This window comes from Pedobacter gandavensis, from assembly GCF_032678745.1.
GTDB lineage: Bacteria > Bacteroidota > Bacteroidia > Sphingobacteriales > Sphingobacteriaceae > Pedobacter > Pedobacter gandavensis_C.
Genome location: NZ_JAVTST010000004.1, coordinates 87,789 through 112,418 on the forward strand (window position 1 = coordinate 87,789; position 24,630 = coordinate 112,418).

General features: G+C 39.9%; 19 protein-coding genes. 5 read left to right on the top strand and 14 right to left on the bottom strand.

The annotated features are described in order from the left end of the window. Positions 1-114: 114 nt before the first annotated feature. The 6 genes from R2S10_RS14635 to R2S10_RS14660 form a co-directional block, all read right to left on the bottom strand. Positions 115-3,351: a TonB-dependent receptor gene (locus tag R2S10_RS14635; protein ID WP_316841170.1), complete on the bottom strand. Its 3,237-nt coding sequence runs from the start codon at positions 3,349-3,351 to the stop codon at positions 115-117. Between the two features lie 129 nt (positions 3,352-3,480). Beyond that, the gene (locus R2S10_RS14640; protein WP_316841171.1) at positions 3,481-4,509 is read right to left on the bottom strand and encodes a FecR family protein; all 1,029 of its coding nucleotides are present in this window, start codon (positions 4,507-4,509) and stop codon (positions 3,481-3,483) included. Positions 4,510-4,970: 461 nt separating this feature from the next. Then, entirely contained in the window at positions 4,971-5,579 is a 609-nt protein-coding gene (locus R2S10_RS14645; protein ID WP_316841172.1) for an RNA polymerase sigma-70 factor, read from the bottom strand. Positions 5,580-5,685: 106 nt separating this feature from the next. Beyond that, the gene (locus R2S10_RS14650) at positions 5,686-7,089 is read right to left on the bottom strand and encodes a S41 family peptidase (RefSeq protein WP_316841173.1); all 1,404 of its coding nucleotides are present in this window, start codon (positions 7,087-7,089) and stop codon (positions 5,686-5,688) included. Between the two features lie 117 nt (positions 7,090-7,206). Next, entirely contained in the window at positions 7,207-7,704 is a 498-nt protein-coding gene (locus R2S10_RS14655) for a GNAT family N-acetyltransferase (RefSeq protein WP_316841174.1), read from the bottom strand. Positions 7,705-7,713: 9 nt separating this feature from the next. After that, positions 7,714-8,544, bottom strand: coding sequence for an alpha/beta hydrolase (locus R2S10_RS14660; RefSeq protein ID WP_316841175.1), 831 nt, complete (start codon positions 8,542-8,544; stop codon positions 7,714-7,716). A gap of 100 nt (positions 8,545-8,644) precedes the next feature. Between R2S10_RS14660 and R2S10_RS14665 the strand changes: the two genes are divergently transcribed. Further along, positions 8,645-9,595, top strand: a complete 951-nt coding sequence (locus tag R2S10_RS14665) for a 2-dehydropantoate 2-reductase (RefSeq protein WP_316841176.1) — start codon at positions 8,645-8,647, stop codon at positions 9,593-9,595. 37 nt (positions 9,596-9,632) lie between these two features. On the opposite strand, the gene R2S10_RS14670 is transcribed toward R2S10_RS14665, so the two are convergent. The 3 genes from R2S10_RS14670 to R2S10_RS14680 are packed head-to-tail and all read right to left on the bottom strand — an operon-like array spanning position 9,633 to position 13,624. Next, the gene (locus R2S10_RS14670; RefSeq protein ID WP_316841177.1) at positions 9,633-11,228 is read right to left on the bottom strand and encodes an MFS transporter; all 1,596 of its coding nucleotides are present in this window, start codon (positions 11,226-11,228) and stop codon (positions 9,633-9,635) included. Next, positions 11,221-12,282 carry an HlyD family secretion protein gene (locus tag R2S10_RS14675; RefSeq protein WP_316841178.1) on the bottom strand — a complete coding sequence of 354 codons (1,062 nt, stop codon included), beginning with the start codon at positions 12,280-12,282 and terminating at the stop codon, positions 11,221-11,223. The genes R2S10_RS14670 and R2S10_RS14675 overlap by 8 nt, the downstream gene beginning before the upstream one ends. A gap of 1 nt (position 12,283) precedes the next feature. Then, on the bottom strand, positions 12,284-13,624 hold the full coding sequence (locus tag R2S10_RS14680; protein ID WP_316841179.1) for a TolC family protein: 1,341 nt from the start codon (positions 13,622-13,624) through the stop codon (positions 12,284-12,286). A gap of 85 nt (positions 13,625-13,709) precedes the next feature. Between R2S10_RS14680 and R2S10_RS14685 the strand changes: the two genes are divergently transcribed. After that, a complete protein-coding gene (locus R2S10_RS14685; protein WP_316841180.1) occupies positions 13,710-14,510 on the top strand; it encodes an AraC family transcriptional regulator in 801 nt (266 codons plus the stop codon). A 20-nt stretch (positions 14,511-14,530) separates the two neighbouring features. Here R2S10_RS14685 and R2S10_RS14690 read toward each other — a convergent pair whose 3' ends face one another. Then, positions 14,531-15,007 carry a GNAT family N-acetyltransferase gene (locus tag R2S10_RS14690; protein ID WP_316841181.1) on the bottom strand — a complete coding sequence of 159 codons (477 nt, stop codon included), beginning with the start codon at positions 15,005-15,007 and terminating at the stop codon, positions 14,531-14,533. A gap of 168 nt (positions 15,008-15,175) precedes the next feature. Between R2S10_RS14690 and R2S10_RS14695 the strand changes: the two genes are divergently transcribed. Both R2S10_RS14695 and R2S10_RS14700 read left to right on the top strand, forming a co-directional pair. Further along, positions 15,176-17,236 carry a DUF3857 domain-containing protein gene (locus R2S10_RS14695; protein WP_316841182.1) on the top strand — a complete coding sequence of 687 codons (2,061 nt, stop codon included), beginning with the start codon at positions 15,176-15,178 and terminating at the stop codon, positions 17,234-17,236. Next, a complete protein-coding gene (locus R2S10_RS14700; protein ID WP_316841183.1) occupies positions 17,236-19,131 on the top strand; it encodes a DUF3857 domain-containing protein in 1,896 nt (631 codons plus the stop codon). The genes R2S10_RS14695 and R2S10_RS14700 overlap by 1 nt, the downstream gene beginning before the upstream one ends. 18 nt (positions 19,132-19,149) lie before the next feature. Here the strand turns inward: R2S10_RS14700 and R2S10_RS14705 are convergent, their stop codons facing one another. Together R2S10_RS14705 and R2S10_RS14710 are read right to left on the bottom strand one after the other, a co-directional pair. Beyond that, entirely contained in the window at positions 19,150-20,424 is a 1,275-nt protein-coding gene (locus tag R2S10_RS14705) for a pitrilysin family protein (RefSeq protein WP_316841184.1), read from the bottom strand. Next, positions 20,417-21,661: a pitrilysin family protein gene (locus tag R2S10_RS14710; protein WP_316841185.1), complete on the bottom strand. Its 1,245-nt coding sequence runs from the start codon at positions 21,659-21,661 to the stop codon at positions 20,417-20,419. Before R2S10_RS14710 ends, R2S10_RS14705 begins: the two co-directional genes overlap by 8 nt. A gap of 98 nt (positions 21,662-21,759) precedes the next feature. Between R2S10_RS14710 and mqnC the strand changes: the two genes are divergently transcribed. Next, positions 21,760-22,884 carry a cyclic dehypoxanthinyl futalosine synthase gene (gene mqnC / locus R2S10_RS14715; RefSeq protein ID WP_316841186.1) on the top strand — a complete coding sequence of 375 codons (1,125 nt, stop codon included), beginning with the start codon at positions 21,760-21,762 and terminating at the stop codon, positions 22,882-22,884. A gap of 70 nt (positions 22,885-22,954) precedes the next feature. Here mqnC and R2S10_RS14720 read toward each other — a convergent pair whose 3' ends face one another. Together R2S10_RS14720 and R2S10_RS14725 are read right to left on the bottom strand one after the other, a co-directional pair. Next, the gene (locus R2S10_RS14720) at positions 22,955-23,800 is read right to left on the bottom strand and encodes a ferritin-like domain-containing protein (RefSeq protein ID WP_316841187.1); all 846 of its coding nucleotides are present in this window, start codon (positions 23,798-23,800) and stop codon (positions 22,955-22,957) included. A gap of 16 nt (positions 23,801-23,816) precedes the next feature. Then, complete coding sequence (locus tag R2S10_RS14725) at positions 23,817-24,533, bottom strand: ferritin-like domain-containing protein (RefSeq protein WP_316841188.1); 717 nt, start codon at positions 24,531-24,533, stop codon at positions 23,817-23,819. Positions 24,534-24,630 lie beyond the last annotated feature (97 nt).

Here is a 24,630-nt window from a genome sequence, read left to right on the forward strand (position 1 = left end):
GCACCGATTTTTAGAAGCTGGGCGTTCTAGCGCCCCGCTTTTTTCTATAATAGCAGATAAAACTTCCGGTATTTTTGCTCCTTTCTAAATAAGATGATTAAACATTAGGGTGAATTAAAAATCATAGGTCAATTGAAAACTGAAGGTTCTCCCAATTCTTTGGGTAAAAGTGATGTTATCCCCTTTCTCATAATCGTCCGTAAATCCTGGTTTTAAAACAAACTGATCTGTATTACTCAATGGAATATTATCTTCAGGAGTAGCCTGACGGTAGCTTGCTCCGTTGTTATAGAATTGGATTTTCTCATTCAGCAGATTCCCTGCATTGAATTTCAGTTCGATTCTTGGTTTTAAGAATTTATAACTCAGCTGAGCGTCCAGCTGACTATATGGACGCTGGTATTCATTACTCAACATCATGGCAGAAACGAGGTACAATTTACGTCCGGTTTTATTGTACACCACATTCATCACTAAATGCTGAGCGGAATATTGCAACCCTGCGTTGATCAGGTAAGGTGTTTGTCCGTATAAAGGTCGCTTCGCCTTACTCGGTAATACTTCCGGTCCTGTTAACTGCTGAACGGCCGCCTGAGTTACCTCGGATTTGATATAAGTTGCGTTCCCAAATACCGTCAGGTTACTCAACCAGGTCTTATCCATGATAAAGTCTAATTTCTTGCGGAATTCTAGTTCCAGTCCATAATTTTTCGCATTGATCGCATTACGGATCACATAGTTAATTCTGGAGTCTTGAGCATTCTCTCTGTTCATCTCCACAGGCTTATCGAAATACCTGTAAAAAGCACCTACAGAAAGTGTTTCCCCAAGACCAGGGAACAATTCTGCTCTAAAATCAAAACCATCAACACGGGTACTGGTTAGTCCGTTCATACTATACACATAAGCATTGAGGTCTGGATTATACATTTGAAATCGGGTACGTTCCAGGAATTCCGGACGAATCATGGTACGGGAATAGGCCATACGCAGGTTAATTTTTTGTGTAGGACTATAAGTGAAATTTGCAGAAGGCAGCCATCTCCATTTTGCATCCGGAACATCATGTGGGGCGGTATCTGTGGTATATCCTATCGCATTCGAAGGATTATTCAATTCTGTATATTTATAATATTCGGCCCTGACACCCCAAACCAAACGTAACTGCTCAGTAAAACGATTGTCGAGCATCAGGTAACCCGCATGTTGAATGCTTTTACCTTCATAGAAATCAATTAACCAGGGCTGAACTTCCCAGACAAAACCTTTAGGATTTAAATTCTCCGGTTTAATTTTCTCGGATAAAGGAAGAGATAGTAAGCTGTCGGAGGTAACCTGATAAATATGGTTCAACTGTGCCCCCTCCCAGTTCAATTTCAAGTGTTTTTTAACACCTGCATAACCTGATTTCAGTACTCCCTTAGTATTTAATAAATTAAAGGGAAGGCTACCAGAAACATTCCAGTTGTAATCCTCTTCTTTATTCAGGTAATGGTGACGGGAAATTGGAAAGTCTCCGGTTTGCGTGGAATTTGTGATATTGACCAGCTGGTAAGTACCATCAATCAACTGCGGATACAAATCCCTCCGGATCACATCTTTCTGATTTCTGGTAATCCCTGTGCGTGCCAGTTCCCATTCTACTTTAACTTTTCCCAACTGATGTTGCATCCCCAGTTTATTCATCAATAAATCAAGGAAAGTAGGATTAACTTCTATCCTTTGATTTTGAGGAATCCCTTCTTTCAAATTATCACCCTGATTGTCCAGATAATTATTAATGATACTGGTATTACTTTCAAATTTACGGGTATAAGTATTCCTGAAGCTGATTCGGTGGTCTTTTAACTTCAGTCCCATATTAAGGATCGCACCCAGGGTGGTATTGAAATTATACATATTTCCATGATTACCACCATCCAGCAAATACGTTCCACGGTTGAAATCACTCACCTCCGTAATGTTCTGTGTATTCCGGTAACTCAATGAACCGACAATCCCAAGTACTTTGTTCGTATCTAAATTAATGGCTCTCCCTATGGTAAACTGGTAATTTTGAGCTATTGGTGCTTTATACTTATACAAGGTGATGTTGTCTTTTGTAAACAACCTGCTTTGGGCAAACTTATCTTCAGCTCTTGGTTTATCCGGACGATTAGACAATAGCTCTGTTGTATATCTTAAATCCTTTGGAAAATCCCTTCTGCCATCATCAAAGCCCAGGTAATCATATTTCCCGTGTTTTGGGCTGTAAAAATCTTTACCAAGACTTTGGGTATTCGCTCCATAACCAATCGAAAAACTGTTAAAATCAGCATCAGGAATATCCTTGGTATTGATTTGAATTAATCCTCCGGCAAAAGTGGTATTCATATCCGGAGTAATGGTTTTGCTGACGGTCACATTGTCGATCAGGTTAGAAGGAATCAGGTCAAAAGCAAAAGCTCTTCTTCCAACTTCTGTGCTTGGCAATACTGTACCATCCAGCGTTGCCGAATTGTAGCGTTCCCCCATTCCTCTCACCACCACATATTTATTATCTACTGTCGTAATACCCGTTACTCTTTTCAGGACTTCTCCTAAATTCGCATCCGGCGTTTTACTAATCTGTTCAGCGCTGATCCCATTGCTCAATTCCGCTGCGTTTTTCTGACGTACCAATAGTCCCTCATCAGAATCTTTTTTATAGCCTCCGGTGATGACTACCCCTGTTAATGTAGAGGATGCGGGTTTCATACTGATGTTTACCGGAGCAGATTCTCCCGATTTAACCAATACATCTGTTAAACGTCTGGTTTGATAGCTTACATATCGTATTTCCAGGGTATAATTCCCTGGATCAACCACCATGGTAAATGAACCATCTACATCGGTACTCGCAGCACGATTCAATTCTATGATTTTTATCCCTGCACCTGGCAATGGTTCTCCTTTTTCATCAACAATTTTCCCGGTAATCTTACCTGGTTTTACAGGGGCTGGCTGCTTAAATAATAAGATGGTTTTGGCATCAGTAATTTTATAGCTCAGCCCGGTTCCCTCCAATAGCGTTTTAATAATTTCTGTTGGAAGTTTGTCTTTCACATCAATACTAACGCGTTGATCTGCTTTGAAAATAGCCGGGTTATAATTGATGACACAAGCGGATTTCGTCGCAATTTCGCTCATCGCCTTTGGCATAAGAACCCCTTTCAACTGGATACTGATTCGGTTTTGCGTGCTGTTTTGTGCCCTGACTTGTCCGGAAAGGCCAAACATCATGAGTACTGCAAGCACAATCCTACTCCTGAAAGTGAGGGATGTAAATTGATTAAAGTATTTTTTTATTAAAAAGTATAGCATTACCTTCATTGATTGAAAAAGTTTTTTAATTGTCAAGAGTTAGGAAACGTGTTTTTAGAACCGTCCTGTTACAGCAGGGCGGTTTGTCATTTTTGCAAATCCATATGGACTTGTGATTATTTAGTAGACCTTAATTAATCATTCACAAGCCTCCCCCCATAAAGTAATTGTTGTTTTTTCTGCATTGAACTTGTAGTGTATTTTACCTGCGGTCATGATGTGGAGCTGTTCCATAATCTGCCGGATATTCTGATTTGAGAAAGTCGCATTGAAACGACATTTCAACAGCGCAGGATTTTTCAGTTTAAAGCTGACAGGATAACTTCTTTCCAGGCGACTAATAATCGTCTCCAGTTCTTCATTTCTGAAAATAAATCTATTCTCTCTCCAGCTATCAATTTCAGCCAGGGGAAGCTCGTTTAAACTATACTTTTCTGTTTTCTGCTGATAAACCAATTGTTTCCCTGGCGTAAGAAAAGAAAGGTGTTTTCTCCCTCCTCCATTCCTGGTAGATACCCCTACTTTCCCTGTCCTTACAGTAATACTAAAAATATCACTTCCCGGGTAAGCATCTACATTAAAAGACGTGCCCAATACCTGGGTTTGTAAATTGCCACTATGCACGATAAAAGGGCGACTCACGTCTTTCTTCACCTCAAAAAAAGCTTCTCCTTCCAAATAGATCTCGCGATGCTCGCCTTTGTTAAAATGCGTTGGAAAGCTCAACTTACTCATTGCATTTAAATAGACTACCGAACTATCAGGCAGCAGTAATTTCAAACGTTCTCCGGAATTGGTGGTTTTGGTTAGCATGCTGCTTTCCTGGGAAAGTTCTGGCTCCTTTATTTTCAGAGTATACCAACCTAAAGCGGTCGCACAAACTATTAATAGAGATGCAGCATATTTTAACCATGAGGTGTTCATTTTTTTCTCTGGTTCTTCTTCGGCAATTTTTTGCCATACGGATTGAAGTTCTGCTTGTGCAGCCAAAGAACTGTCTCTAAGTGGAACATCATCATTCCACATTTCCATCGTCCCTTCTTCCAAAGCAGAAGTAGACATCCCCTGTTTTTGTAAGAGGGCAAACAATCTTTCTTCCTGTAAAGGATTGGTGTTTCCTTCCAGGTATAATTTAAATAGTTGCTTAATTTCTTCGTTGGTATTCATTTCTAAAATTAAAAACAAGAGAAATCTCTGCCTGTCTACAAGTATATACCCCGTCTGTAAGGCAGATGTCTAGTCGACAATGAAATATTTTTACATTTCACAAAGAACACTCAAAAGAAACTATTAAGAAATATTTATTTCCTAATATGTCAGCCCTAAAAATCAAGTATTTCTAAAAAAACAGGAAGGTTAATCACAAAAACCAGAAATAACATCCGAAATAACTCCGGTTTTGAAGGCATTTTTGACCGGACCAAAAGCCCTTCTTCTTTTGCTCTTGTTTTGCTCTTCTGTTGCTTTTGTTTTGCTCAGATTTTACTTGAGCAAAACAAAGACAAAAGAGAAGTAAAAGAATAACAAGTCAGTAATTGGGAATTATTGGGATTAACCCTGAGTTAATATCAAAGATATACCCTCGCTTCCTAAAGCCTCAGAAAAATTGGTCAATTAAAAAAATCAGATCAACCTAATGCTAAAACTGTGGTATAGAGAAGCGGGATCCAGACCAATACTGTTTCTGGTGTATGAATTTTAAAATACTGTCTGATATGGCTCAATGATTTTGCCATATGGCTATGAACTGTGTTTTTGGAGATGTTCAGTTCATTGGAAATATGCTCGTAACTGGCACCTTGTTCCCGGCTCAGTTTAAAGACTTTTTTACTTTGTGGCGGTAAACTTTCAATTGCTTTTTCTGCCAGATTTCGGTAATCCTGTAAATCTGTAAAACTGGCTACGGGATCATAAGTCCGCTCCTGCCTGGCAAGTTCATTTTGATAGGCTTCTGCTTTTGCTTTTCGTTGAAATTCCTTGTACACCAGATTTCTGGTAATGGTTAACAGAAAAGCATCGAAATCTTTCGTCGCATCTACCGTATGTTTATATTTCCACAAGCGTACAAATACCAGTTGCGTTAATTCGGCAGCAGTTTCCGAACACCTCACAAAGCGATAGGCAAACTGGTGTATTTTACCTTTATAACGATAATACAACTCATTAAAGGCAGCAGTATCACCTTCAGAAAGTAAAACAACTAATTTTTCAAGCAGGACCTTATCTAACTGTTTCAAAATAATTGAGAATTATGAGTAATGCGTTTTTCTAATTCGAAATTACCGCCTTCATTTTAACTCAGTATTAAGCTTAAGTCAAATGTATACACCTATAATCATCAATTTAACGATGTGTGAAAACCAAACTCCCTGCTGCTTTATCCTGATGGGTATCAGACAGTATCAGGGTCTTGGAAATACTATTGAGCGATTTACCAGCTATTGTCATGATCGTAGGAGGGGAAAGTGATGTCTTAGCAGTGCTTTTCTCCAAACCAATCTGATTTAGCGCAGTTTTCAGCAAAGGATCATTTAAGTCTCCAAAGGGGAGCAGTGGAAGCTCAGCAAACTCATCGACCTGTAGGTCCGGAGGAATTCCATGGTGGTATCCCCCTTGTCCATTTGCATTAAATAATTTATAAATGATGGGATACATTTCCCAGGCAACCTTTTTAGGTTTGCGTTGATCATCAATTAAAAAGCTGGCTTCATCTTTACCAAGGGTTCGTTCCCCTATCACTTTCAACTGAATATATGGTTTCAGGTTATTGATCATTAATTCGGCTGCTGAAGCCGTTGCAGCGGTTGCCAATATAAAGACCCGGCTTAAGCCTAGATTACGTTGCTGGAGCGCGTTAAAATCGATCAAATGACCATAAGTTGCTGCGGCTCCAATAGATTCATTTCTACTGCCCCCATTTTTGTTTCCTTTATAAGTAATAAAGGGACTTTGCGCAGTGATACCGGTTGGGATCATGGCACAAAGTGCGGCCGCTTCAGACACTTCTCCCCCTGAGTTATAGCGCAAATCAAGCAACAGTTCTGAAACTCCTGCACTTTTAAACTGAGAAAATATGGGCAATAAAGCATTGACTGTTCCTGCTGAAAAATCATCAAGATAGAGATAGCCAATTTTCTTTCCCCCATTTTCCAGAATTTGGGAGATTGCCGGTTGTGCATATGGGGTTAATCCGGCAAGGATATTCAGTTCCCGGTCTTCATAAAACACCCCATCCCGATATTTTGCAAGTGTAAGTTGGGCAGCTCTTCCACTCAACATCTCCTTTTCCATGGCAGTCAGGCGATCCTTAGTCCATGCAATACCATTAATTTTACGGATGCAATCCCCTCTTTTCAGACCATATCGTTCTGCCGGAGATCCTTTTAATACAGATTTGATGACTGCATAAACCTGATGTGTTCTGGGCTCTTCAATAATTGCATAATCAAAGCCGTATAAAGCACGGGAGCTAATGGCAAATGTACTGGCATCGCTGGGAAGATAAAGCCAGGAAAACCGATCTTCTGCATTTCTGATTGAATTAAAAAATGACAATGGCGCTTGCCCGAGGACTGCCTTTTTTGGTAGCGCATCCGACCAGTAATAGTACTTGCGAAGGCTATCTAAGATCCAGGTGTTGATCTGTTCATTACTTCCTTCCGGATAATCTGGCGTGTTTTTATCCTTTTTACATCCCCAGCAGAATAAAACCATCACAGCGCAGACATACAGGCTTTTAATTTTCATAATTAGTGCTTAAGCAGGATTTTACCCTACAAACTTAAGCAGCCATTATAAACAGATTGTTAAGCCCGATCGCTAAAAGTATTACTTTTAAGGAGCTGAATCTTTTTTATGGCTTATTTAAGCGTCTAATTTTAAACTAAATAGCAACAGGTTTTCTCCGTCATTGATGATTTCCTTATCGAATACCATTCCTAATTTCTCCAATAGCCGGATAGAGCGCACATTATCTTTTAAGCAAGTGGCCAGCATCTTTGGATGGGCAGCCTGGATTTCCGGATCTTTTAGCAAGGCAGAGGCTGCTTCATAAGCATAGCCCTTTCCATTATACTCAGGAAGAAAAGCAAAACCAGTATCATGAAATGGCAAATATTCTCTTTTGATCACTGTTAATACCCCAACAGCAGTTTTTGAATTATGGACCCTCACTACAAAATAAGATACACTAGGATTGTCCATGATTTTCTGGACATAGGCAATCGCATCCGGTAAATCATTCACATTCCTTTCGCCAATAAATTTCTTCCAGCCTGGGGTATTGAGCAATTCCAGGATAAAAGGCGCATCATTTAAAGTCAATGGATCAATTGAAAAACGGGAAGTAAGTATTGGCATCATAGTATTCGGTTATTTTTTTGGATTAAAAAGTTCAAAGCCTTTGTATAAAGCATTGTGTAATACATTTGCATGGTTTCCTTCCGGTAAAAATGCAAAATGAACTTCCAAACTAGTGGATTTTAAGGTTTCCGACAGCTTTTTAGCAGCTCCTTCCATCACCGCTCCTTCTTTACCTACCGCCACATAAACTTTAATTTTTTGTGCAGGTAAGGATTTCAACAGACCTGGTGCTTTAGCCAGTAAAGATTCGTTATCCCACCATAAGCTCGGACTTACAATCATGTACTGATTGAACAATGATGGTGAGGTTAGCAGGATTTCTGTGGCTAAAAGACCACCCAAACTTTGGCCTAACAGCATTTTACTGCTGTTTGTTTTATAGTTCTTTTCAATATATGGTTGCAATTCTTTTCCAATGAAACTAATGAACTTTGCCGATTGGCCAGTGCTAGGATAGTCCTTTTTATCTTTAGCAATAGTTGTTGGAAAGGTATAATCTCTTTTTCGGTCTACATTTCCAATACCCACAACAATCGCGGCAGGCATGGTCTCGGTCATAGTTAAAAATTGAACGAGTCCGGCCACATGAATAAAATCCTCATTTGCAGAACCGTCCAACAGGTAAATTACCGGATAAGTCTTTGCGGAATCCGGATGATAGCCATCCGGCAGGTAAATATTCAGGGTTCTATTTTCAGCAAGGATCTTCGATTTAATTTGATCAGTCTTACCAATAGAAAAAGGAATGCTTTCAATTTTTTGAGGAATTTCATGTTGCTGCGCAGTGGCATTATTCAGGCAAAATAGCCCTAGCAACAACATTGAGAATAAATATTTCATAAACAGGTCGTTTTTTCAAAATTATAAATCATTTGACATAAACAAATCAATTTCGAGTATTTAACTGCTTAATTTGCGCAGATAATTTTCTATCCTATAAATGAAAAATACTATAAAAAAATTGACCGTCATTGGCCTTGGAGGGGTTGGTGGCTATTTCGGCTTTAAACTCGCAAATCGCTATTCCAATCAGGAAGAACTGAGCATCTCTTTTGTAGCCAGAGGAGAAACCTTTGAAATCGTTAAGAAAAGCGGACTGACCTTATTATCGCCGGAACATGAAAATCCAATTGCCCATCCTGCAGGAATTTACCAGCAGTTCAGCGAGATTCCTGATACAGATGTATTCCTGATCTGTGTTAAAGAATATGACCTTGAAAAGGTCTGTCTGGAATTGAAAGACAAAATCAAAACGGATACAGTGATCTTACCTTTAATGAATGGGGTGGATATTTATGAAAGAATCCGAAAAGTAATTACCAATGGGATCGTACTTCCTGCCTGTGTTTATGTGGCTTCACATATCAAAGAAAAAGGCACCGTTGAGCATAAAGGAAATGCGGGTAAGATCGTACTCGGTAATGATCCTAAAAATCCGGATTATGATGCGCAGCAACTGGTGGATTTAATGAAATCTGCAGGAATCGATATTCAGTATAAAACAGATGCTTTCCCTGACATCTGGACCAAATTCTTTTTCATTGCCAGTTTCGGACTGGTTTCCGCGAGGTATAATCAATCCATAGGGCAGATCAATGAAGTTCCGGAATTACGAGAAAGGGCAACTTTGATTATGGAAGAAATCAAGGCAATTGCGACAAGGAAGAACATTGCCATTCCAGCGGAGATCATCGAAAATACGTTCAATAAAGCGGCTACCTTCCCTTACGCTACCCCCACCTCTTTACAACTGGATATCCAGGCTAAAAAAGAACAGACCGAATTGGAATTATTTGCTGGAGCCATTATGGATTATGGAAAAGCCCTGGAGCTTCCGGTTTTAGAAAGCACCAGGATTTATGAAGAAATAAAGGCGGGGTTGATCCGATAACAATTATATTATCTATCTCTTAAAAGCAGGGTTTTACTTAAAACCCTGCTGCTGCTGGCCGCTTGCCCTTTACATTGATGATCGTTTTACTGATGACCGGTTGCAGGGCAATCCCCACAATAGTTAACAAACAAAGCATAGCAATCATCTCGTAATAGTTGACACAAAACTGAAGGAACGCCTGCTTCTGAACGGCTTTATTTAGCAGTCCGACGGCCAGTTTCGCTGCTTCATCTTTTAACATCCCATGACTGGATAAAGCCGTTTGATAGCCATTTAATCGCTCAGAGATCCCTAAATCCAGTATCGACAGGCCAGTTCGCAGGTCGTTATTATGACTTCCTTTAAAATACAACTGGAAATAATTCATCAATGCCAGACTCAAGCTAAAAGTAGAGAACCTGACAAACACACCAACCGAAGCCGCAGATTGCCCCAGTTGAGGCGGAACAGCAGATACGATAAACATGACGATTGGTGACATGACCATTCCTGCACCTAAGCCCTGCAGGAAAAGAGGAAGAATGAACGTTTCTGCATCGGCCTCTGTGGCAAATAAAAAGCACATCATCGCAAAGAACACCATCAACAAGGCAAAACCGCTGATCCACAGTACCCGCAGCATCTTTTGCAGAATTAAGAAGCGGATCGCGATATAGGAACCCACAATAATGCCCAGAATATTAAAAATCATTAGCTCATTGGCATGTAAAGAATCCATCCCTAATACCGTGATAAAATAAGTGCTGGTTAAGGTAAAAGCACCGCGAATCAGGTATAAGATCACTAGAAAAACAATCCCAATACTAAAATTGCGGTACTTAAACATGGAAAGATCTACTGTAGGACGCTTTAATGCCCTTTGTCGCAAAATAGAAAGGACAAATAGCGAAATGATGGCAATGATGCTGTAAACGATACTTTGGTCTTCCAGCCAATCTTTTTGCTGCCCATAAATCAATACATAGGCAATCAGTACCAACATGACCACAAACAGTAAAAAACTGGCCCAATCCAATTGGTATAAAGGCTTTTTACGAATCAGGTGTACGCGATTTAAAATTGAAAACAAGAGTGCTGCACTGGGTAAAAAGCAGAAAATGATCGCTTTATACAACACGTTGTATTCAAAGTTTTCCACTATAGGCGCCGCAAACAAGGCGGTAACCGGAGATACGCAAAGGATCATCCCATAAAAAATGGTGTAGCCTACTTCTCTGGAATGTTCCGATTTTAGTCTTCCAAACAATAAAGTCAGACAAATACTGGTAATCCCACAGTTGACAATTCCCTGCAAAAACCTAAAGGTAAATACCAGCCATATTTCACGGGTATGGTAACAAAAATAGGCGATCAGGATTTCCAGTACAATACAGATCAGCAAGTAATCTTTAGTGATGATCCGTTCAAAAAATCTGCGTTCCACGCCGGCAAAGCTGGCAACAGCAGCATAAAATAATAACAAGGAGAATTGCACATCGGCAGGTTCCATCCCGTAATATCCTGCCGCAGCAGTTCCATCTGCAGTAGATAAAGCGAAAAGCAGTACCGAAGAAAGCAGCAATAGCAGGATACTCAGTTTGATCAGCCATTCCGGTGCCCAGGATTTAAAAATAGGCGCCGTTTTATTCATGTTCTTTCTTGATGTGAACCGTTGCACTCATGCCTGCATTTAGATTGGTTAATGCTGCTGTTTCTCCTTCCAGGCGAATTCTTACCGGAATGCGTTGTGCAATTTTTACGAAATTACCCGTTGCATTATCTGGAGGTAATAAAGAAAATCTGGAGCCAGTAGCTGCCGAAAGCGATTCTATTTTTCCTTCAAAAGACTGCCCTGGAAACGCATCTACTTCTATCGCTACAGGTTCACCTACATACATTTTTCCAATCTGCGTTTCTTTAAAATTCGCAATCACCCATTTTCCTGCATCTTTATCTACGATATAGGCAATGGTTTGTCCGCTTTGTATCAATTGACCTGGTTGAATCGTTCTTCTGCCCATTTTCCCATTATAAGGTGCTAATATGACCGTATAAGAAGTATTCAAATGGTTTCTTTTCAATACGGCATCTCTACGCTCGATTTCAGAAAGAAGAACTTCTGATTGTGCTTTAATGTCGTTGGTTTTAGAAATTGCCGCTGCATAATCTTCCTGTGCCGCATCATAGTCTGCTTGTGCCACTTCCAGCATACTTTGCATACTTTCTAATTGCTGGCGTGTAGCAGATTCTGCTTCAAATAGTTTTTTATAGCGTTCATAATCGGCCTGTTGCTTCCATAATTTTGCTTTGGCAGCAGCAATTTTTGCTTTACTCGCATTCGCGACTGTACCAGCTGTCTGGATATTGCTTTGTAATACAGCAACCTGCGCTTTAGCATTGGAAACCGAAGCTTCCGCTTCCTCTTGTTGAACGGTATAGTCGCTATCGTCAATAACCACCAGGGTATCTCCTTTTTTCACTTCCTCATTTTCGATATAGCGAACTGTTTTGATATAGCCATTTACCCTAGCTGTAACCGGATTGATGTATTCCTCTACCTGTGCGTCATTGGTTTCTTCGAAACGTAAATAGGTAAATACGGTTTTCCCTCCCCAAATCAACAAGACCACCATGACTATGGCAGCAATGACCGTCGTGACTACCGAAATTCTTTTATCTGTTTTATTTTGTGTTTGCGTGTTCATATTATAGGTTTCCTACGGCTTTTTCTAATTGATAGTATTGTATTTTGGCATTTACTTTTGCAGTCGTTAATTCAAAACGTGATTGTAAAAGTTGGGTTTCTGCATCCAGTAAATCGGTCAATAAAGACAACTGGTTGAAATAGGTATTTTGTACGATGCGGTAACTTTCTGCGGCTTGCTTAATATTTTCATTTGCCACTTCTATTCGTTTCAATGATTCCGTATATCTGATATAGTTTTCCTGTACTTCCTGACGAATATTATCTTTCACTTCTTCCTCTTCTACTTCCTGCTGATGCAGTTTAATTTCGGCCACTTTTACCTTGTTCTTATTGGTATAAAGGGCAGAAATAGGGATCTTAAGTTTTAAGCCAGCCATTCCATTACGGTATGGTGCCAATGCATAAGGATAAAACTGAATCTGCGGATAGGCCAGCATATACTCTCCGAATAGACCAACTGAGGGCAGGACATTTGATTTTACCTGTTTCAATTTCAATACGCCAAGTTTTTGTTCCTGCTCAGAAATTTTGAGTTTAAAAGAATTCGATTGTCCGGCAGCAAGGTAATTGCTGAGTCCTTTGATGAATACCGGATCTGTTTCTGTATCAGAGATGAGGGGCTTTAAAGGCGTATCATCGGCTCTGCCAATGAGCAGATTGAGCTTTTGTTCGGCGATATGGATGCTGTTTTCAATTTCTGTCAACATCATTTTCTGTTTCGACAAGCGCAGTTCTGCACGCAACACATCGCTCTTAAGCACTGTGCCGTTTTTATACAACACACTGATTTCATGCAATTGCTTTTCCCTGTCCTTGATGTCTTGTAGGAGCAATGTTTTATAAGACTGGTTGCGGTAGACATCATAAAAATAAACCGCAGCCAGGAAATGAATCTCCTGCTTACTTAAGTTATTTTTAGCGATTGCCAGCTGATTTTCTGTCTTGGAGGCGGCAATTTCGCGATTCGTTTTTCCACCATTATAAAGATTCAGGTAGGCCTCCCCGGATACTTTATAGTATTTAGGTTCTACCGGAAATTGTGTCGGCGTATGAAACAACCCGTTTTCATAAATCGGCATTTTAAAGATGTGTGCCAACACCCCATTGGCATCAATTTCTGGCAGCCTTTCTGATCTGGCCACTTTAATCCCCGCTTCAGAAGCCAATACTTCCAATTGGTTCATTTGTATCTTCCTGCTGTTACTGTCTGTTAGTTGCCAAACCTGGCTGATGGAAAGTGCATTTTCAGGATCCACAGGTTCCTGTGCATGGGTAAAAAGAGAGGATAAAAGAAGCGGCATTCCAAGGAGGAATGTTCTTTTATACGAGCTAAAATTCATATATATTATTTAATGCTACAAATTTCGGCTAAGAATTCTTTCTTTATTTTATCTAAAGTGACATATATTTGTTCAAACCAGCCATATGGATCATAGTACTAAAGAAAGCCTGTTAACGGCAATAGATGAGCATCCGAAAAGCACTTATGTGTGGCATAGCAAGTTTGAAGACCGTTTCCGCCACCATCAACACCTTAAAGGGCAGCTAACCTATGTAGAAGGTGGGGTGATTTTTCTATATGCGAATGACAAGTCTTACTTTCTTCCTGGTCGCCATTACCTATGGATTCCTGCGGGAGTTGCACATCATCTGGAACACCGCTATCGCTCTGCAATTGTTCGCAACATTTATTTTGATACGACTGCTGAAAGCCCTGATCCTTTTTACGACCAGATTGGGATTTATCCTGTTAACAATTTATTATTGGAAATGCTCAAATATTCAGAGCATTGGAATGGAAGTATCAACCCGGGAAGCCGGCAATATGACTTCCTAAACACTTTAAAAAACATCCTGCCCGATATCAGTAAACATCCCCTACCGATTGTGGTTCCTACTACGGATAATGAGCGTTTAAGGCCTGCTTTGCAATACATTCATCAGCATTTATCAGAGGCCCTGACTTTAGCCGGTATTGCTGCTGCAACAGGCTTTAGCGAACGCACCTTATCCAGAGTTTTCCTGGCTTCGCTGGACATTTCTTTTTTTCAATACCTGAAGTTGGTGAGGATCACTAAGGCGATGGAAAAGTTATTGGAAAGCGATCTGACCATTAGTGAGATCGCTTATGAAGTAGGTTACGATAGTATCTCCTCCTTTAGTAACACCTTTTTCAAGATGACCGGAAGGAGACCTTCTTCATTTAAAGAGTTTCGAAATAGCTAGCCTGGGCTAGAATTCGGGAATTAAGTTGTAGGTTCTTCCGGATCTGGTTCCGTGTGTAGTCTTTTTTGTTTCGGTCCTTGTGGCCAGATGTAACAGGTCGACTGTTTTTTCCAACCCAGACTTTTATAAAAATCACCTTTACCCGGAGCTGCAGTCAGGTTTACGAAATGGTAATTGTCGCCCAGTTTTTCGTTTAAGGTATTTACCAGGTATTTACCCAGTCCATTTCCCTGAAAATCAGGATCAACAATGATATCTGCAAGAATTGCATAATATCTGCCATCGTCAATGGTTCTTCCAAAAGCAATCAGCTGATCTCCCTTATAAATGAATAAAGTCCAGCTGCTTCTTCTAAAAGCTGCTTCTATGTCTGCTTCTACCCTTGTTCTCCAATCTACCTTGTCAAATAACTCACATACGTAAGTCCAGTCGATCGTCGACAAATCAGGATTTATTTTGTAAGTCAGGTCGTTCACATCTATTTTAATCGGAGACATATTTAGCTTAAAGATTTTAATTGGGCACAAATATCAACAAATAATTCCTGTGTATTTAGTGCTTTAAAAAAATGTGGAAAAATCAATCGAAACGCAAAAACTCCTACTTATCTGCAAGCAGCCACAACCTTTAGCTAATTGATTTACCAAAAAAATAAGTCAACCCATATGAATTCAACTTTAGAGAAAAAAAAAGACTTATATTGCGGCACCAAACTAACGTTCATGCATACTTTAAAATCACTATTATGCGGTTTATTTCTACTAACCGTAAGTTCTACCTTTGCCCAAACCACAGGAACAGAAGCCAAAAATTTCAAATATGGAAAAATAAACCTTAATGAATTTGAGGTTAAACCGGGAGGTGTTGATTCTGCCGCAGCAGCAGTAGCCTTATTTGACATTTGCCGTGGATGGTTTGAAATCAGCTCAAAAACAAACGATTTTGTCTTTGTGTATGAGCGCCATACCCGATATAAGGTGATCAATAAAACGGCTTATGACCTAGCCAATCTGGAGATCCAGCTTTACAATAACAAAGGAAATGAAAGTACATTAAGTCAACTGGAAGCTGCAACTTACCATTTGGAGAATGGTAAAATTATTCCTTTTAAAATCAATAAAGATGGGAAATTCTCAGAGAAACAAGATAAAAATTATACCCTTAAAAAATTCACCTTACCTAATGTAAAAGAAGGTGCTATTATAGAATATAAATATAGGGTTACTTCTGACTTCAAATTCAAACTGAAGACCTGGTATTTTCAAAAAAGTATCCCAGTATTGTATTCCAGCTATTCTGTTACCATTCCTGAATATTTCGACTACAAAACTACTGCTCAGGGTTTCATTTTCTTGAATCCTAAAGCTGAAAGGAGCCAAAAGACTTATACTTTAGGAACGAGTCATTATGATGCACTTGCTATTACACACAATTACACTGCGGAAAATGTACCTGCGCTGAAATCAGAACCTTTTATCACCACCTTACAGGATTATATTAGCAAGATCGATTTTGAACTTAGTTCTACGCAATACCCTAACCAGATGAGGACCAATTACACCAGCACTTGGCCGAAAATCATCACCACTATTAAAGAAGAGGAAAAGTTTGGTTTATTTGCTGACAAAAGAAGCTCCCAAAAAACACTAGTTCAACAACTGATAAAAGGAGAAACCAATCAAGATAGTATCGTTAACATCCTTTTCAATTATGTGAAAAATAGTGTAAAATGGAATGGCGAAAATAGTCTTTATGCGGATGCAACGAATCCTAAATCTGTGTTGGAGAAGAAAACAGGGAATTCTGCAGATATTAACCTGAGTCTTTATGCGCTATTAAAGGCAGCCGATATCCCTGCCTTTCCTGTACTGCTAAGTACCAGAGATAATGGCGCACATTCGGGATTACCGATGCTGAGTCAGTTTGACAATGTTATTGTAGCTGTGCTTAGCGGAGAAAAGTACTTGTTCCTTGATGCCGTAGATAAAAACCATATTCCAGGTCTGATTGCTTTTGACAACCTGAGCCATGAAGGCTTCAAAATTGATATGGAAACCCTTACCGGGGAATGGATTCCATTGGAGCAGCTTAATATCAGTAGAAAACAAATTACTTACTCCCTGATATTGGGAGAAGAAAACAAGATGAGTGGTAAACGTTACTCTTCCTATTCTTTTTATGAGGGCTTAAACTTCCGAGACGATTACCAAAAAGCCTTAAATGAAGCAGCCTACTTAAAAGACTATAAGAGTAATAAACCCGGTTTATCCATAAAAAACTACGTAGTCAGCAACCTCAATGATCAAAAGGAGGCGATCACTGAGACCATGGATGTTGAAATTGAAGATCATATTGAAGAAGCAGGAAATCTGCTGTACTTTACGCCACTTTTATACGACAAAACCACAGAAAACCCTTTTAAACTGGAAGACAGAAAATTCCCTGTTGATTTTGGTTTCCCTACCGAAGAAGTCTATCGTTTTAACCTTGAATTCCCTGCTGGCTATCAATTGGATAAATTACCAAAAAGTGAAAAAATCAGCCTTGAAGATCAAAGTGCATCATTTACATTTTTAACGGCTGCACAAGACAATACGCTACAAATAACCAGTAAAATTGTCATCAAAAAAGCGGTATATACCCCTGAAGAATACAAGGGATTACAAGACTTTTTTAAAAATATCGTTAGAAAACAGGCTGAACAGATAGTGTTAAAAAAGATTTAATGATGAAAAGAATCATATTCATGGCCTTATTTGGTTTGGCCAGCCAACAGTTAGTCGCCCAAAGTAATTACGATGTAAGTGCAATTCCGGCTCAGCTCATGGAACATGCAAGTGTAGTGATTAGAAATGAAGAATTAACCTATGAGGTAAAAGGAATCGGATCGGCTACACAGCGATATAAAACTGCGGTGACTATTGTAAATCAGAGTGGTGAAGGACGTAGCGATTTTTACGAATATTATGACAATTTCTCTAGTATTTCCAATTTAAAAGCGAGTATTTATGATGCCCAGGGAAAGAAGATTAAAGATTACCGAAGTTCTGATTTCAAAGACCATAGTGCCGTTTCTGATGGTTCATTATATGAATTGAGCCGGATAAAGTATTTAGAATTCAGACATACCAGTTTTCCATATACCATTGAATACAGCTACGAGACAGATTACAACGGCATTCGCTCCTACCCCTCCTGGACTGCTACTGCAGGTTTTGGAATCGCTGTTGAAAAATCGGTATACACTTTTAAGATCCCAAAAGAGTTCAGCTTTAAATACCTGAAAAGTAATGGCCTAAAAACAGACTCCTTATTACTGAAAGATAAAATGGAATACAAATGGTCTTGTCAGGCCATCCCTGCTTTGGAAACTGAACCATTGAGTACCGGTTTGAAAACTGTTAATCCATGGGTAACCCTGGCACCAAATCAATTTGAATATGACAATTCAACAGCTAATATAGAGAATTGGAAAAACCTGGGCTCCTGGATGTTTGAATTGAGCAAAAACGGCCAGACGCTTACAGAACCGGCAAAAGCTAAAGTACAAAACATGATAAAATCCGCTGGATCAGCAGAGGAAAAAGTAAGGTTATTGTATAAATACTTACAAGAAAACACCAGATATGTAGGCGTACAGCTCGGTATCGGAGGATACAAACCAATTTCTGCAGAGAAGGTTTCCAGCGTAAATTATGGAGATTGCAAAGGCTTATCGAATTACATGAAGTCTATGTTAGCAGAGGCAGGGATCAAATCTGACCTGGTAGTGATCGGGAATGGAATGCCTTCTTTAAACCGAAAATACGCAAGTATGAATCAGGCCAACCACATGATCCTTTGTGTTCCTTTAGGAAAAGATACTACCTGGCTGGAGTGTACCAGTAATTACAATCCAGCAGGATTTATAGGCAATAACAATTCAGGAAGAACAGTCCTATTGGTTACCGAAGATGGCGGAAAGCTGGTGGAGACTCCAGGACTTAAGCCTGAAAGTAATTACATGAAAAGTACCACAAATGTGGTGCTGAATGAAGAGGGATCAGCCGACATTCAGATAGAGACGAAGTACGGAAACGCGCAGTATGAAGACCAATTGGGTATGATGCTCATTGAACCTGTAAATCAGAGAAAAAGAATCATGAATTCTTTCTCTATTCCAAACATAGAGATCAAGACCCTGAGTTATACGCAACCAGATAAAACCCAGCCGGTCATCAATGCGAATATTCAGCTAAAAAGCAGTCAGCTCCTTACCCAGGGGGGAGATAAACTATTCCTTACACTGAACCTATTGAATAGAGTAGAGAATACCCTGAATACGATTGAAGATAGAAAAACGCCTTTTGCAGTAAGTTACGGATATATGGATCAGGACGAAGTGATTTACACCCTTCCTAAAGACTTTAAAGTGGAGTTTATTCCTAAAGATATTGTAATAGATTCTGAATTTGGAAAGTATACCGCTACAGTTGTAGCAAAAGACAACACCTTAATTTACAAGCGTTCAATTCTGGTAACGAAAAAAACCTATCCTGCTGCTAAGTATAATGAGTATGTAGCTTTTCGTAAAAAGCTCTATCAGGCAGATAAACAAAAAACTATCCTGGCCAAAATTTAATAGCCAGGATACGTTTTTCTATTTTTTACCTACGATGACTTTACTGAAGTCGGTGGTGTTCAAATATTGATTGGCCAGGCGTTTTAAATCTTCCGGGCTGATTGTTTTCACTGTTTCAATATAGTTATCGTAGTACTTATAATCTAATCCAGAGAAATAGGCATTTTTGAACTTATCAGCATGAGAAAAAGCATTCTCTAAACTGCCTAACATGGAACCTAACATATAGTTACGAACTAGGTTTAATTCTTCTTCAGATACAAGTTCTGATTTTAGCAAGTCAATCTCTTTCTCGATTTCAATCAAGGTATTGTTGCAAACATCTGCCCCTACTTCTGTGGCAATAAAGAAGTAACCTGCATCTTTTAAGGAAACAATTGCAGAGCCGATACCATAGGTGTAGCCCTTATCCTCACGGATATTGGCCATTAAACGGGAACCGAAATAGCCACCAAGCAGACAGTTCATCACCTGGAATCCAGGAAAATCTTTGTGGTTTCTTGTGATCGCCAATTTACCCATGCGAATAGCCGATTGAATGGCATCCGGTTTTTCAATCAGCAGCTCTGTTCCTTTTACGGCAGTAAAGTCAAATTTGTTGACCTCAGATTTTTCATTGTTATTCCAGGCTTTTCCTAAAACATCATTTAATAGATCAAATTCTGTCTGTTCAAATTTCCCGGCTACAATGATGGTACAATTTTCAGGTTTATAAGCTGCTTTAAAATAGCTTAGCAAATCAGCCTGCTGTATGGCTTCATAATCCGAAGCTTCGATGTTTGATCCATAACTGGAATCTCCAAAAATAGCATTGGCAAAATGTTTCCTCGCCAGGAAGTCGTTCTTTTGCAAGCTTACCTGTAAGGATTGTTTTTGATTCTGAATAAAGATATCCAGCTCCTGCTGAGGGAAAACACTGTCATTAAGGATTGCCTTTAAAATCGGTAATACTGCTGCCAGGTGTTTGTTTAGGGTATAAACTTTAACGCTCGACTGGTCTGCACCATATTCCGTTTGCAGGAAAGCACCATAATAGTCTACCTTTTCCGCAATATCCTTAGCTGTTAGTTCTGTTGTTCCATTATTGATCAGGTGGCTCACCGTAACCGCTTGTAGTGGTTTGGTTTGATCCCAGTTTACGTTTTCAAAGATAAACTCAATACGTACCAGTTCCTGCTTACCTGCGTTGATGGTAAATACCGGAATGCCATTGTCCAGCTGTTGCTTTAATGGCTCAATAAAATTTATTTCATCTACCTGTTTTGATTCAGGCGCTAATGTACGATTAAGCATCTTGGGCAGTTAAATAGTATAAAATTGAAGACTGTTCTTTGACGAAGGTGCTTTTTGCCACCTCCAAAATACGTGATGAAGTTACTTCATGGTATCTGTCGATTTCTGTATTTAACAGCTCGGCATCCCCTAATAACTCATAATAAGCCAGGTTCATGGCTTTATCTAAAAGGCTCATTTCTGCAAATACAATAATAGATTCCGACTTGTTTTTCACTTTCGTCAGCTCATCTACCGTTACCTCTACTGTGGCAATGGCATTCAGTTCTTTCCATATCGCTGCCTCCGCAGCTTCCATGGTTACGCCTTCTACCAGTTTACCTTCCACGATGAACAAGCCTTTATCTATACTTCCGGTTAGGTAAGCATGGATATCACTGAACAATTGTTGTTCCTTAAGCAGGCTATTGTATAATCTGGAAGATTGGCCCTGGGAAAGGATATCAGACATCAGGTCGTAAACCTGGTAATCTTTATCTGCACGATCCGGCATTTGGAAGGCCATATAAATCGCATTCAAAGGAACTTCTGCAACCACTGTTTCTTCACGGGCTTCCATTTGCTGTGGCTCTACAGGAAGGTTTCTTTCGATTTGCTCCCCTGCAGGGATCGATGCGAACCATTTCTCCGCCAATGCTTTTACTTCTTCCGTTTTTACATTTCCACCAACTACCATAATGGCATTTTTTGGATGGTAATGTTTTTTGAAAAATGCTTTCACATCTTCCATTTTAGCATCTTCGATTTGCTTTAAATCCTGTCCGATAGTTGCCCATCGGTAAGGGTGTTCTTTATAAGCAAGTGGTCTCAGCTTCAACCATACATCACCATAAGGTTGATTCAAATATCTTTGTTTGAACTCTTCACAAACCACATTACGCTGTGTTTCCAGACTTTTTTCTGAGAAAGCAAGGCTCAACATACGGTCACTTTCCAACCAGAAAGCGGTTTCCAGATTTGTTGCCGGTAAGGTGATGTAATAGTTGGTGATGTCATTACTTGTAAAAGCATTGTTCTCCCCACCTACCCTTTGTAAGGGTTCGTCATAGCTTGGAATATTTACAGAACCACCAAACATCAGGTGTTCAAATAAATGGGCAAAGCCGGTTTTATCTTGTTCTTCGTCCCTTGCACCAACGTCATATAGAATGTTTAACACCGCCATAGGCGTTGTATCATCCTCGTGTACCAGGACACGCAATCCATTGGCCAATGTAAAACGGTTAAAATCTACCATATATATAAAAATAATCAGCCAAATATAGGAATAAAGCAAAAGGGAAATGTGATAATAATGTGAAATAAAAAGAAAGGAACTTATGGTATATTTGCAGTATGAATACAGCCGAATTATTGCATAGGGCGCTAAAATTCGACTTTCTTACACAAGAAGAAGGCGTTTTTCTGTATCACCATGCGTCAACTGCCGAACTGGCCTATGTGGCCAATGAACTGAGGAAAAAACAAGTACCTAGCGGGAAAGTGACCTGGCAGATAGACCGTAATGTAAACACCACCAATGTATGTATTGCCAACTGCAAGTTCTGTAATTTCTTTAGAAGACCAGGACACGACGAAAGCTATATCACTGACATTGAAACTTATAAGGTTAAAATCGAAGAAACTTTCCGATTAGGAGGAGATCAGTTGTTGTTGCAGGGTGGTCACCATCCGGACCTTGGACTGAAATTTTATGCCGATCTGTTTAGAAAGTTAAAAGAATTATATCCTGATTTAAAGCTGCATGCTTTAGGTCCGCCGGAAATTGCCCATGTGGCTAAGCTGGAAGGGATTTCTCATACAGAAGTACTACGCGCTTTAAAAGAAGCAGGAATGGATTCCTTGCCAGGTGCAGGAGCAGAAATCCTGAACGACCGTGTGAGAAGGTTGATCTCTAAAGGTAAATGCGGCGGTAAAGAATGGTTAGATGTGATGCGTGCGGCTCATCAGCTGGACATCACCACTTCGGCAACCATGATGTTTGGTCATGTGGAAACCATTGAAGAGCGTTTTGAACACCTGGTTTGGATCAGAGAGGTACAGAGCGAAAAACCGGCAGATGCAAAGGGTTTTCTTGCCTTTATTCCATGGCCTTTCCAGGATGACGGTACTTTATTAAAAAGATTAAGAGGAATCAGCAATAATGTTTCCGGAGATGAGTATATCAGAATGCTTGCTTTGAGTAGAATTATGCTTCCTAACGTTAAAAATATTCAGGCTTCCTGGTTAACAGTAGGAAAAAATGTTGCTGAGCTGTGCTTACATGCCGGAGCGAATGATTTTGGATCAATTATGATCGAAGAAAATGTAGTTTCTGCAGCTGGCGCACCACACCGTTTTACGGCGAAAGGAATACAGGATGCGATCAGAGAAGCAGGTTTTGAGCCTCAGCTTCGCGGTCAGCAGTACAATTACCGCGACCTTCCGGAGCATCTGGAAGAACAGGTGATCAATTACTAGCTATTAAAAAAGGGAAGCGAGACATTTCGTCTGCTTCCCCATCTTAAACCTAAACAAATCCCCAGTTATTTTAAGAAACACCAAATAATTTCACAATATCCAATACTTGTTGTGTAGTTAATGGCTCATCAAATGATTCGGAAGCAGCATTCGCATTTACTGCAGTCCCATTAATTCCGGTAATGGTAATCCCTGCCTGAATCACAATCTCTTCTCCTGCGTATACTGCTGCTGCATTGGCAACACCACTATCATTTCCACCTGTAATCCATGGTTTTATACTGAATCCATTTTGGGCACGCATGTAACGGATTTTGGCTGCATGACGCGCTTCCACCGAATGGATGTTCAATGCGGCGGTCAAGACCCCACCCTGTCCAACTAATGCTGGTGCCTGACCTTTATAAGCACGAACACCAGTATCTTCCAATGCCTGAGCTACTGCCAGGAACACACCATAGTTACCTACGGCAAATGGATTTGGAAAAGCACCGCTTGCAGTCCAGTCATAACTGGCTTTAGCAGCCACTGCATCTGCACCAATCACCCCTTTTAAGAAGTTAACATGGGAAGTTTCATGGGCACTAATGATTCCAATTGCAGCTTTATCTAAAGCCATCTGGCTAGATCCGGAGAAATCTGCTCCACCAGTAGTTTTCAAAGCCTGGGTATAAAATGCTGCTTCAAAATGTTCCAGAGTTAAGGCAAATTGCAATACTGCTTTAACATTAGCTGGTAAAGTACTTTGTCCGTATGCTTTATTAAACATGGAGCCTAATGCCAATGGCACTGCAGCCAGACTTATTTTCTTTCCTACATTGAAAAACTCCTTCATTGCAGTTCTACGTGGACTAAAGCGTTCATACACTTCTCCATCCACTTTTTCAATTTCTTCTAATATATCGACGATATTCATGATTTCCAGGTTTAGACTATAAATTAATGACGTTGATTTTTGTTTTCACAAATCCACCCGCAATGGCCAATACTTCCATAGGGTTACGCGATTTGTCCAGCCCGTTTACGGCATCTACCACTTCTACGTTAGAAAAGGAATTTGGCGAGATCAGTTCTCTGATATAAGCCGCATGACGCGCCTCTACAGATACAATTTTGCCCGCCAGGGTAAGGTAAACGGTACTTTTTAATAAACTTCCAGCGCCATTATAAGCGGAAACCCCTAAATCTTCGAAAGCTTTGGCAGTCCCCAATACACTGGTCCTGTCGGCAAAGTTGATTTTTGAAAAGTCAACCTCCAATCCTGCGATTGCAGCTGGTCCCAATGCATTCTTGAAAAATTCACGGTGGGCAATTTCATGAAATTGTATGTCTTTAAAGTAAGCAAGTTCTAATGCACTAATGTTTGCATATGGAGTAGCAGCCACCTGAACATAAAATGCGGCTTCTAATTGTTCTAAAGCATAGGCATAGTTCAGTACACCGATATCGTCTTTAAAATCCAGTGTGACTCCGGGTTTGTTTCCACCATTGTCCATTATGTTTTTATCTTTTTTACATCCAGCGGCAATCAGAGCGATTCCTGCTGCACCAGCACCTGCATATTGCAGAAATGAGCGGCGTTGCAAAGGGGCGGTTAGAATACTGCGGTCCTCATGCAGCACACCTTTTTCATCTTGTAAGTTTTTCATAGTTGTAGCTTTGAGTTAAAAAATCAGGATTTTGCTCTCGCAAACCATAATTCTAGTTTTTATTCAAAAGTTTATGAAACTTACCTGCGCAGGTTTT

Excerpts from the sequence above, each read along its gene's own strand:
- R2S10_RS14635 (WP_316841170.1), bottom strand. The coding sequence starts at position 3,351 with ATGAAGGTAATGCTATACTTTTTAATAAAAAAATACTTTAATCAATTT.
- R2S10_RS14640 (WP_316841171.1), bottom strand. The coding sequence starts at position 4,509 with ATGAATACCAACGAAGAAATTAAGCAACTATTTAAATTATACCTGGAA.
- R2S10_RS14650 (WP_316841173.1), bottom strand. The coding sequence starts at position 7,089 with ATGAAAATTAAAAGCCTGTATGTCTGCGCTGTGATGGTTTTATTCTGC.
- R2S10_RS14655 (WP_316841174.1), bottom strand. The coding sequence starts at position 7,704 with ATGATGCCAATACTTACTTCCCGTTTTTCAATTGATCCATTGACTTTA.
- R2S10_RS14660 (WP_316841175.1), bottom strand. The coding sequence starts at position 8,544 with ATGAAATATTTATTCTCAATGTTGTTGCTAGGGCTATTTTGCCTGAAT.
- R2S10_RS14665 (WP_316841176.1), top strand. The coding sequence starts at position 8,645 with ATGAAAAATACTATAAAAAAATTGACCGTCATTGGCCTTGGAGGGGTT.
- R2S10_RS14670 (WP_316841177.1), bottom strand. The coding sequence starts at position 11,228 with ATGAATAAAACGGCGCCTATTTTTAAATCCTGGGCACCGGAATGGCTG.
- R2S10_RS14675 (WP_316841178.1), bottom strand. The coding sequence starts at position 12,282 with ATGAACACGCAAACACAAAATAAAACAGATAAAAGAATTTCGGTAGTC.
- R2S10_RS14680 (WP_316841179.1), bottom strand. The coding sequence starts at position 13,624 with ATGAATTTTAGCTCGTATAAAAGAACATTCCTCCTTGGAATGCCGCTT.
- R2S10_RS14685 (WP_316841180.1), top strand. The coding sequence starts at position 13,710 with ATGGATCATAGTACTAAAGAAAGCCTGTTAACGGCAATAGATGAGCAT.
- R2S10_RS14690 (WP_316841181.1), bottom strand. The coding sequence starts at position 15,007 with ATGTCTCCGATTAAAATAGATGTGAACGACCTGACTTACAAAATAAAT.
- R2S10_RS14695 (WP_316841182.1), top strand. The coding sequence starts at position 15,176 with ATGAATTCAACTTTAGAGAAAAAAAAAGACTTATATTGCGGCACCAAA.
- R2S10_RS14700 (WP_316841183.1), top strand. The coding sequence starts at position 17,236 with ATGATGAAAAGAATCATATTCATGGCCTTATTTGGTTTGGCCAGCCAA.
- R2S10_RS14705 (WP_316841184.1), bottom strand. The coding sequence starts at position 20,424 with ATGCTTAATCGTACATTAGCGCCTGAATCAAAACAGGTAGATGAAATA.
- R2S10_RS14710 (WP_316841185.1), bottom strand. The coding sequence starts at position 21,661 with ATGGTAGATTTTAACCGTTTTACATTGGCCAATGGATTGCGTGTCCTG.
- mqnC (WP_316841186.1), top strand. The coding sequence starts at position 21,760 with ATGAATACAGCCGAATTATTGCATAGGGCGCTAAAATTCGACTTTCTT.
- R2S10_RS14720 (WP_316841187.1), bottom strand. The coding sequence starts at position 23,800 with ATGAATATCGTCGATATATTAGAAGAAATTGAAAAAGTGGATGGAGAA.
- R2S10_RS14725 (WP_316841188.1), bottom strand. The coding sequence starts at position 24,533 with ATGAAAAACTTACAAGATGAAAAAGGTGTGCTGCATGAGGACCGCAGT.